The sequence below is a fragment of the Xanthomarina arctica genome, from assembly GCF_014638915.1.
In the GTDB taxonomy this organism is placed as follows: domain Bacteria; phylum Bacteroidota; class Bacteroidia; order Flavobacteriales; family Flavobacteriaceae; genus Xanthomarina; species Xanthomarina arctica.
Window position 1 is genome coordinate 832,598 of record NZ_BMFQ01000003.1, and the last position, 9,540, is coordinate 842,137.

10 protein-coding genes are annotated in these 9,540 nt (G+C 29.2%); all 10 read left to right on the plus strand.

Going from position 1 to position 9,540, the window contains the following annotated elements; genetic code table 11:
• Positions 1-235 precede the first annotated feature (235 nt).
• The 10 genes from IEV77_RS14895 to IEV77_RS14940 all read left to right on the plus strand — a co-directional run bounded on the left by IEV77_RS14895 (position 236) and on the right by IEV77_RS14940 (position 9,353).
• A complete protein-coding gene (locus IEV77_RS14895) occupies positions 236-964 on the plus strand; it encodes a S1 family peptidase (protein WP_188466200.1) in 729 nt (242 codons plus the stop codon).
• Between the two features lie 2 nt (positions 965-966).
• The gene (locus IEV77_RS14900; RefSeq protein WP_188466202.1) at positions 967-1,494 is read left to right on the plus strand and encodes a hypothetical protein; all 528 of its coding nucleotides are present in this window, start codon (positions 967-969) and stop codon (positions 1,492-1,494) included.
• Between the two features lie 184 nt (positions 1,495-1,678).
• A complete protein-coding gene (locus IEV77_RS14905) occupies positions 1,679-2,092 on the plus strand; it encodes a hypothetical protein (RefSeq protein ID WP_188466204.1) in 414 nt (137 codons plus the stop codon).
• 153 nt (positions 2,093-2,245) lie between these two features.
• Entirely contained in the window at positions 2,246-2,785 is a 540-nt protein-coding gene (locus IEV77_RS14910; RefSeq protein WP_188466207.1) for a hypothetical protein, read from the plus strand.
• Between the two features lie 314 nt (positions 2,786-3,099).
• Positions 3,100-3,306 carry a helix-turn-helix domain-containing protein gene (locus IEV77_RS14915; RefSeq protein WP_308419224.1) on the plus strand — a complete coding sequence of 69 codons (207 nt, stop codon included), beginning with the start codon at positions 3,100-3,102 and terminating at the stop codon, positions 3,304-3,306.
• 1 nt (position 3,307) lies between these two features.
• On the plus strand, positions 3,308-4,510 hold the full coding sequence (locus IEV77_RS14920) for a DNA cytosine methyltransferase (protein ID WP_188466211.1): 1,203 nt from the start codon (positions 3,308-3,310) through the stop codon (positions 4,508-4,510).
• Complete coding sequence (locus IEV77_RS14925) at positions 4,510-6,990, plus strand: ATP-binding protein (protein ID WP_188466213.1); 2,481 nt, start codon at positions 4,510-4,512, stop codon at positions 6,988-6,990. The genes IEV77_RS14920 and IEV77_RS14925 overlap by 1 nt, the downstream gene beginning before the upstream one ends.
• Complete coding sequence (locus tag IEV77_RS14930; RefSeq protein WP_188466215.1) at positions 6,990-7,667, plus strand: PleD family two-component system response regulator; 678 nt, start codon at positions 6,990-6,992, stop codon at positions 7,665-7,667. Before IEV77_RS14925 ends, IEV77_RS14930 begins: the two co-directional genes overlap by 1 nt.
• 190 nt (positions 7,668-7,857) lie before the next feature.
• Positions 7,858-8,418 carry a hypothetical protein gene (locus IEV77_RS14935; RefSeq protein ID WP_188466217.1) on the plus strand — a complete coding sequence of 187 codons (561 nt, stop codon included), beginning with the start codon at positions 7,858-7,860 and terminating at the stop codon, positions 8,416-8,418.
• A 314-nt stretch (positions 8,419-8,732) separates the two neighbouring features.
• Positions 8,733-9,353, plus strand: coding sequence for a tetratricopeptide repeat protein (locus tag IEV77_RS14940; RefSeq protein WP_188466219.1), 621 nt, complete (start codon positions 8,733-8,735; stop codon positions 9,351-9,353).
• Positions 9,354-9,540 lie beyond the last annotated feature (187 nt).

Consider the following 9,540-nt stretch of genomic DNA (forward strand, 5'->3'; position numbering starts at 1 on the left):
TAAACCGTTGCTAAAATCAGAATTCCTAAATTATATTTATATAAAAATTTAAACATCTGAACTCTGGCTAACTATGAAAAGACCTATAGATAACAACGTATATAATTAATGGCTAGTTATAGCTTGCTTACGAAAATCTTTGCAGATTTTCTATTCGGTTTTTATTTACTAAATTAGGTGCTGAAACACGCCACTAATCATATACAAACACGTTGGCAACAATTAAAAGCAACCTATGGCATTAACAAATAAAAACGTAAGTTATACAGCTTTCCTGAGTTTAGACGCAGGAAATTCTACTGGCTCAGGTTTTCATTTGACTTTTGAAAAAAAGGAGTATTTGATTACTGCAAAACACGTTCTTTTTGACGAAAAGGATAAGTTAAGGTGTGAATCATTATTAATAACTTTTCAAAACCATACAAGCGAACAAGAAGATGCCAAAACCATAGTTATAGACGAATTAGATAAAATTAAAATTTTCAAATCACTTAAGTCTGACATTATTGCTATTTCATTAAATGATTCCGAATTATTTCGGATTGAGGAAAATGGCAAAGATATTGTTAGTGTAAATGACGATGACATTGGGGAATTGAAAACAATTGAAATTGCTAACAATATTTTACTTGTAGGATTTCCAACATCACTAATTATGCAAAATGCTGTTTTCTTTGATATTAATAGACCTCTTTTAAGAAAAGGAATTGTCGCAGGAATTAACTCTAAAGAAAACACATTCATCATTGATTGTCCAGTTTTTTATGGAAATAGTGGTGGTCCAATAATAGAATACAGAGAAAACAACGAAATGAAATTAATCGGAATAGTTTCAAAATACATACCTTTCGTAACAGAATGGAAAAACAACAGAGAAAGTGCTTTTGTAAGACAAGAATTTTCTAATTCAGGGTATGCTATTTGCGTTCCTATCTGTGAAATAACTCAACTGTTAAGTAAGTAATTATGATTATTCCAAGAGATAAAAACCCACAATTAAATCGTCTTTTAAATCCAAATTTAAATAGACAAATAAATCCTATTTTAAATAGGAACATTAATCCTATTCTAAATAGGAACATCAACCCAATTCTAAATAGAAACATAAATCCCGTTTTAAACAGAAATATCAATCCTGTATTGAACAGAAACATAAATCCCGTTTTAAATAGAAATATTAATCCTGTTTTAAATAGAAATATTAACCCAAAGTTGAATAGGAATATAAATCCAAATATTAATTACAATTTTAATGGATATTTTAGATTTGATAGAAATCTTCAGGTCACTCATTTTATTGTTGTAGTTGATAGGAATATCTTCCAGATATTTGATTTCAATCTAAATAATTCAGCTTTTGCAGTCGGACATATGCAAGGCGGATTTATCATTTTCGATTCATCGAATCAATATATTAGTCATTATGAAAGTGATTCTCAAAACGGATTTAATGAATTTGACCGAAATAATAATTGGATAGGAATAATAAAATAACTGTTGCCAACATCGTGTATAATTAATGGCTGGTTCTTGCATAATTACGAAAATCCTCGCGGATTTTCTATTCGGTTTTTATTTGCTAAATTAGGTGCTTAAACACGCCACTAATCATACACAAAACCGTTGCCATTAATTTAAAATGACCGTCATAAATTTAATATTTTCGATTTCAATAAGTTTGATTTCCCTAATCATTAATCCGAATAGCGGAATAAAAACGACTGAATTACAGAGCGCTAATCTGACTAAAAATGATAGTTGTGGGATTGAAAGTGTGACTTTAAAAACCGAATCGATAGACAAAAAACGCAAGTTTTTATTCTGGACATTGAAACACAAAAAAGTTATAGTTATCGACCGAATTATAGACCCAAACGGAATTGTACTTTTTGAAAAGAAATCAGTATTTATTTCCTCAATGGACGCAAGTGACGACAAAAGATTTCGACGTATTAAATTGACAGAAAATGAAATTTGGTTGTTTAGATATGGAAAAATCTTTAATACAAACGGAAGTATCAAACGTTACAATTTTTGCGGAGAATATCTCGGAACAAAAAATTGGGAAGACGGAGACTTCTATGAAAAATAAAAAACTAATGGCAACACCGTATAAAAAAAATTGCTATTTTGTGCTTAACCAATGTTAGTTGCTTTGTTTGCTAGCTTCTGATTTTCCTTCGGAAAATCCTCGCACACAAACACGCAACTTTCCTTATACATAAACGTTGCCACCAATTAAAAAATGACCTCGAACAAATTCAAAATTGAACTTTTAAAGACAAATTGGATATCTGAAGAAGATACTCAAACGGATTTGTGTGCTCACGGACAAATGCGTGTGAATATTGGAAATGAAATTGTTGTTGACCAATCCGAAAATGATGGCTGGACGATTAGTGCAACTGCTCTACTCTTACTTCGGACTTTGGAACGGAATCACACCAAAGAAAATCCTGTTGGAGACCAATTAATTCCTTGCTGTGGACACTTTTTAGTTTTTGACAATGATATGGAGGAAGTCTATATTGGAAGTTGTCCGAGCGGAATTGACTGGGAATTGACTCACGATAACGGAACTGTAACGCTGAAAACGGAAAGCGGAAATGAAACTAAAGTTGACTTTAAGGACTATAAAAGCCAAGTATTAGATTTTGTTGACCAAGTAGAGGAATTTTATAAAAATAGTCCAGAAAAGGAAATACCGAAAGACGAATTTGACCGAAAAGGATATTTACAATTCTGGAAAGAATGGAATGAAAAAAGAAGTAAGTGGAAAAAATAACTGGTGGCAACACCGTGTATAATTAATGGCTTGGTTATCGCCAACATACGAAAATCCTCGCGGATTTTCTATTCAGTTTTTATTTGCTAAATTAGGTGCTTAAACACGCCACTAATCATACACAAAACCGTTAGCCACAAGCTGAAAAGCCAGCCGCACAGTCAAGCACATTTCATTTTTTTCGTGCCTCAAAAAATAAAAAGAGCTTGCCTTTTCCCATCACCTCTCCCAAAAAAAGGAAATAATTAATAAAAACAAAAGAATTCACCTGATAAGTTAATATATTTGCGTATAACACAAATTAATTGGCGAAATTGGAAATAAATAGAATCAAAGTAGTTCTTGCTGAAACCAGAAGAAAAAACAAATGGTTAGCTGAACAATTAGATAAAGATGAATCTACAATATCTCAATGGTGTACGAATGCTCGACAACCATCATTAGATACGTTATCAAACATTGCGAACGTACTTAATGTGGATATTAGAATATTGTTACATTCTACAAAAAGTAACTTATAAAATGGAGAATCAAAAAACATATATTGATTTGTTCTCTGGGTGTGGAGGACTTTCATTAGGATTACATAACGCAGGTTGGAAAGGTACTTTTGCTATTGAAAAAAGTGAAGATGCCTTTAAAACACTTGAACACAATTTAATCAAAAAGAAAAAACATTTTGATTGGCCAAATTGGTTAGACCAAAAACATCACGACATAAATCAAGTTTTAGAAAATCATTCTGAAAACTTAATAGCTTTAAGAGGTAAAATTGATTTAGTTGCTGGTGGTCCACCTTGCCAAGGATTTTCAATGGCAGGCAGAAGAATTGAAAATGATTCAAGAAATGATTTAATCAATTCCTACATTAAATTTATTGACTTGGTAAAACCTAAGCTAATATTTTTTGAAAATGTTAAAGGTTTTACACAAGGTTTTAGAAAGAATGACAAAAAAGGAAGAGCCTACTCATTATATGTAATTGATGAACTAAAAAAGAAAGGATACACTGTCCAAGGACATCTTATCAATTTTGCTGATTATGGAGTTCCTCAAAAAAGAACACGATTTATTTTAGTAGGTATTCAGAATGAATTTGTAGAGAATAATTCAAATATTAATAAAGAAACTTTCTTTGAAAAAATTAAAAACAATAAAGAAAACTTCTTAATTAATAAAAACCTTACGGTAAATCCTTCTTTAGAAAATGCAATTTCAGACTTGCTTCAATCTAATGGACAAATAGAATCTGAAACACCTAATTTTAAAGCTGGTGTTTATGGAGAAATTGAATCGAAATATCAAAAATACCTGCGAAAATATAAAAAACAACAAAGCAATGTAGATAGTCACAGGTTTGCAAAACATACAGACGTAGTTAAGAATAGATTTCAAGTTGCTTTAGACGAAAAACTAACTAGTTCAACTTATAGAGAAAGATTTAAATTAAAAAAGAGTAGCACAAAAATATTAGAAGCAGATAAGCCTACCCCGACAATTACTACACTTCCAGATGATTACATTCATTATTGCGAACCAAGAATAATGACAGTTCGTGAGTATGCACGTATTCAATCATTTCCTGACAATTATCAATTTAAGGGGAAATATACAACTGGAGGAAAAAGAAGAACACAAGAAGTTCCTAGATATTCACAAATTGGAAATGCAATTCCTCCTTTATTTGGAGAACAAGCAGGTTTAGTTTTAAAATCAATGATATAATGACAAAAGTAAGCTTTAGAACTAATGTTTTGCTTAAAAGTATCATTGGCAAAGATCTTATTACTGATGATAACATTGCTGTTTTAGAACTAGTTAAAAATTCTTTTGACGCAGGTTCTAAAGAATCAAATATTATATTCAGAAATGTCCTTCATAACCAAGAAATTAAAGAATATAAAAAACTAAACGCTTCAGAAATTATTATTTCAGATAGTGGCTCAGGAATGTCTGAATATGATTTGATTAATAAGTGGTTAAATATTGCGTATTCTGAAAAAAAATCAAAAAAAGAAGAGCATAACAGAACCTTAGCAGGTAACAAAGGTGTTGGCAGATTCTCTTGTGATAGATTAGGTAAATTTTTAACAATTTACACAAAAAAAGAAAACTCAAACTTAATTAAACTTTCAATAGACTGGCGAAAATTTGAACAAATTGATGACATTGAAATTAATATTCAAGATATCAATTTTGACCTTGAAGAAATAACAATGATTCAATATCAAAACGAAACCAACTTAAACTCGTTTAAATCAGGAACAACTTTATCAATAACATCTCTTAGAGAAGAATGGAGCCATAAAAAAATTCTTTCTCTTAAACGACAACTGGAAAAATTTATTAATCCAAATCAGAGTTTTGAATCTGAAAAATTTGATGTTAATATTTTAGCAGAAGAATTTATAAAAATTGAAAAAGACTTTCAACCTTTTCAAAAAATAAATGGTACAGTAGAAAATAAAATTTTTGATAAACTTAATTTTAAAGTAACATATATTCATTCTGAAATTTCTGAAGATGGTACAAAAATAACCACAACTCTAAAGGATAGAGGAAATGAAATTTTCACTCTCACAGAACATAACCCTTTTGATTTACTCAAAAACATAAAAATTCACATTTATTATTTAAATCCTTACTCGAAAGCTTACTTTATGAAGCAAACTGGAATTCGTTCTAACGAATTTGGTTCAATTTCTTTTTTTATAGACGGCTTTAGGGTTCCTCCCTATGGAGATTCTGGGGATGATTGGTTAGGTATGGAGAACAGAAAAAACCAAGGTAGAGCAAGATATTTAGGAACTCGCGAAGTTATAGGAAGAATTGAGGTGTTTGGTAATCAAGAAAAAGAAGATGATGAAAAATATTTTAAAATTATTTCTAGTAGGTCAGGTGTATTAAATAATGATATTTTCAATCAATTAACTAAATTTTCAAATCCATTTGGATATTATTTAAAAACTTTAAGGAGATTAGAAAGATTTGTAGTTGAAGGGATTAATTGGGATAGTATAACTATTAAAAACTTTAGTAAGCTAGAAGATGAAATAATTAACGACCCTAATTGGGATGAATCAAAGGAACTTTTTAATGAAGATTCACTCACAAGAAATAAAAGAATCTTATCAGTTATAGAAAAAATTGTAAATGTAAAAAAAGATGAAATTATCGATTTATCAATTAATCGTGATTTTGTATCTGACTTAGCTGATGAGCAAAAACAAAAATCAGAAGCAGAACTAAATTCTATCGTAAATCAATTATCTAAAAAAGAACTCTCGTCTGTTGAGTTAAATCAACTTTTGAGTAAAATATCAACTTCAAAAATAGAGTTGGACAGCTTCCCTATTTCTCAAAACGAAATAGACAAATTAAAAACTGAGCAAGAAAAATTAAAAATTCAAATTCAGCAACAGTTTGAAAATGTAAAAACTCTAGAAGAGGAAAAAATTAAAGCTGAAAAGGATGCTGAAAAATTAGAAAAAGAATTAGAATTAGAAAAAGAAAAGAATACTTATCTCAAAACTTCTTCACGTTCATTAACTGAGGATGCGAAAGGATTAGTTCATAACATAAAAATTACTTCAAAAAAAATAAGTGATAGTGTAGACAATCTATACCATAAGGTTATAGAAAATAATTACACTAAAAATAATCTTTTAAAATCTTTAGGAGCAATAAAATTTCAAGCCGAAAAAGCAAACAAAATTAGTAAAATAATTACACGCTCAAATTTTAAAGCAGATGCAAATGCACAAATTGCAGATGTAGTTAAATACATAAATCAATATGTTAATATTTACTCTGACATTTATCCTAAAACGGAACTAGATTTTGAAGTGATATGCAATGATTCAGAACTTGTTAAAAAATTCAGTTTATTAGATATATCTGTTGTTTTAGATGATTTGATTTCCAATTCAGTTAAAGCATCTGCTAAAAACATTAAAATAGAAATGTCTAATCCATCAAAAGATATTTTGAAAATATATTTTTCAGATGATGGGAACGGAGTATCTAAAGAGTTCATAGAAAACAAAGAAACAATTTTTGACTTAGGTATTACTACAACTCTTGGGGGGTCTGGTATTGGATTAAATTCGGTTAGAACTGGATTGAAATCAATGAAAGGGGAAATTAAATTTATAGGAAACAATATTCAGTTAAAAGGTGCTTGTTTCGAAATCACAATACAATAATGGTAAGAAAGTGCTTAATAGTCGATAATGAAGACCAAACTGAAGAAATAGAAAAACTCATCAGAGATGCTAAAAATGATGGTATCGAATTAGTTTGTGAACAATTTAGTGTTGGAAATCCAGAATATTCAGAATTTCTTACAAAAGGAGCTATAGATATTCAAAAAGTTCTTTCTGAATACCGCAGAAGATTCAGTGGAAACGTATTTCATCTTGTAGCTTTTGATTATCAACTTGATGATGATATTAATGGAGTTGAGTTAATAAGACAACTAAAAGCAAATAAAATATTTAGGACTACTCCTAAGATTGTCTACTCTGGATTAATGGATGATATCCTTAAAACAATTATTCGTGATGAATCTAGAGACAATGCTGTTACAAGAATAAAAGCATTAGTTAAAAATGGAGTAATCGATTATATAGAAAGAGAAAATAGAGATATTGAAATTAGAAATTTTTTTAAAACCAATATTGAATCAACAGATTTAATTATTGAAGAAGAATTAAAGAAATTTCCTGATTTAGTATTTGAACAAAATTTCATTAACAAAAATTTAGAGGGTAAAACATTTCTTGAAATAGCTAAATATATTGAAGCTAATGATCAAATCAGAAATGAATTTAAAAAAGAAATAATTCAACAAACTATCGCATATTTAACAATCAAAATTTAATATGCAACGACTTTTACTTATAATCCATCCCGAAGATTCAACTACTGGTTTTTTAGATAAAATAAAGAATCATTTAAATAGTGAGTTAACATCTATAACACATCATTATAATGTTAAACCAAATGAAGAGTCTCACGAAAATTGTCTTCAAAGTATTTTAGACCATCCTAAGAATGGTTTAATACTATTTATGGGACACGGAAGAAGTAATTACTTATACGGAGCAAAAGGAAAATTATTTGACAATGCTTTTATAAGTGAAGATGCAAAAAAAGAACACCCAGAGGATTATTTTTACAAAGAAGAATTTATAACGTTTGATAACATTGATTCATTCAAAGGAAAAAAAATCTTTTGTTTAACTTGTAATTCAAATGGAAAAATAGGATTAGAAGCAATAAGAAAAGGAGCCAAAGTCTTTTTAGGATTCGGAGATTTACCTACTTCAATTGAAGAATTAAAAGAACAAAAAGAAGAAAATAAACCTGGAACATCTCTTGCTAAAATAGAAAAAGCATTAAAAACAGAAATAAATTATATAATAAAGAAAAGCATAACCATCTGTATTCAAAAAAATCAAACTTTTGAACAATTAGTTGACTTAATTCGATTTATAACAAATCAAAGAATATCTTATTATTTAGTAGACCAGAAAAAAATTAGCGAAAGAAAACTTATAGCAAATTATCTTTATGATTTTAAACAAGGTATTGTTATCTATGGAAATAGAAAAGAAAAATTAATTGGATAAGCCAACGCAAGTGAAAGCACATTCAAAGTTTGCTCGTGCCTCACAAATTTAAAAGAGCTTTCACGCCAACGCTAGCAAGTTTGCGGAATAAAGCCAGTGGCTAACAACGTGTATAAAACATAGCTATTATAGGCTTTCCGAGAGGTTTTTGTATATTTAAAAAGTACGCCAAATTTTTTATTTGGTTATATTTATAAAAGAAAATTAAACATAAAAATAAAAAATTCGGCTCGTGCTAAATCCGAAAAGTTAGTGTTTATTTATACGCTACGTTTCATACACAAGACCGTTGTACACAATTTAAACAAACCCAAATGACGCTGAACAAATTACTATTTCTTTCACTACTTATAATATCCTTGAATAGTTGCAAAGACAATAAAAAAGCATCAATTAACGATGATCAAAACAAATCAATTCCTGGTGATTATTACGAAAATGAAAACGCAGAAGACCTAAACGAAAAAGGAATAGAATTTAGTAAAAATGGAGATTATGATAAAGGAAAAGAGGTTTTTCTAAAATCGTTAGAATTGGACCCAAATAATCCAACTACATTAAGTAATTTAGGATTAAATAGATATTTAGATTATGACTATGAAAATGCAATAAAATATTACCAAAAATCTTATGAAGTTTCAGATTCAACATATCATATTGCAGGAATAAATTTAGGATTGACCTATTTCTATAATAAAGAGTTTGATAAAGGTGTTGTAATTACCAACTATGTTATTGAAAACACCGATGATAAGGATATCTTATCTACAGCCTATGTTCATAGAGCATTAAATTATCTTGGTAAAGACGACTGTGAAAAAGCTCAAACTGATTTAAATTATATAATAGAAAATTTTCAAGGAATCGGAAACACTGCATATCACATCAACGATTTGACCGAAAAAATAAAAAACTGTGTACAACACCGTATATAAAAAATGCGTAGTTTAGTGCTTAATCAAAGGAAAGTGCGTACTTGCTTTCATCCGATTTTCGTTCCGAAAATCCTCTGACACAAGCACGCACTTTTCATATACAAAACCGTTACCACACATTTGAGAAATGACAGCGATTATAGTATTTATATTGATAATTATTGGATTCAACTTAATTCCAGAGCTG

Coding starts and splice junctions, on each gene's coding strand:
- IEV77_RS14895 (WP_188466200.1), top strand. CDS start 236: ATGGCATTAACAAATAAAAACGTAAGTTATACAGCTTTCCTGAGTTTA.
- IEV77_RS14940 (WP_188466219.1), top strand. CDS start 8,733: ATGACGCTGAACAAATTACTATTTCTTTCACTACTTATAATATCCTTG.
- IEV77_RS14925 (WP_188466213.1), top strand. CDS start 4,510: ATGACAAAAGTAAGCTTTAGAACTAATGTTTTGCTTAAAAGTATCATT.
- IEV77_RS14910 (WP_188466207.1), top strand. CDS start 2,246: ATGACCTCGAACAAATTCAAAATTGAACTTTTAAAGACAAATTGGATA.
- IEV77_RS14920 (WP_188466211.1), top strand. CDS start 3,308: ATGGAGAATCAAAAAACATATATTGATTTGTTCTCTGGGTGTGGAGGA.
- IEV77_RS14930 (WP_188466215.1), top strand. CDS start 6,990: ATGGTAAGAAAGTGCTTAATAGTCGATAATGAAGACCAAACTGAAGAA.
- IEV77_RS14935 (WP_188466217.1), top strand. CDS start 7,858: ATGGGACACGGAAGAAGTAATTACTTATACGGAGCAAAAGGAAAATTA.
- IEV77_RS14900 (WP_188466202.1), top strand. CDS start 967: ATGATTATTCCAAGAGATAAAAACCCACAATTAAATCGTCTTTTAAAT.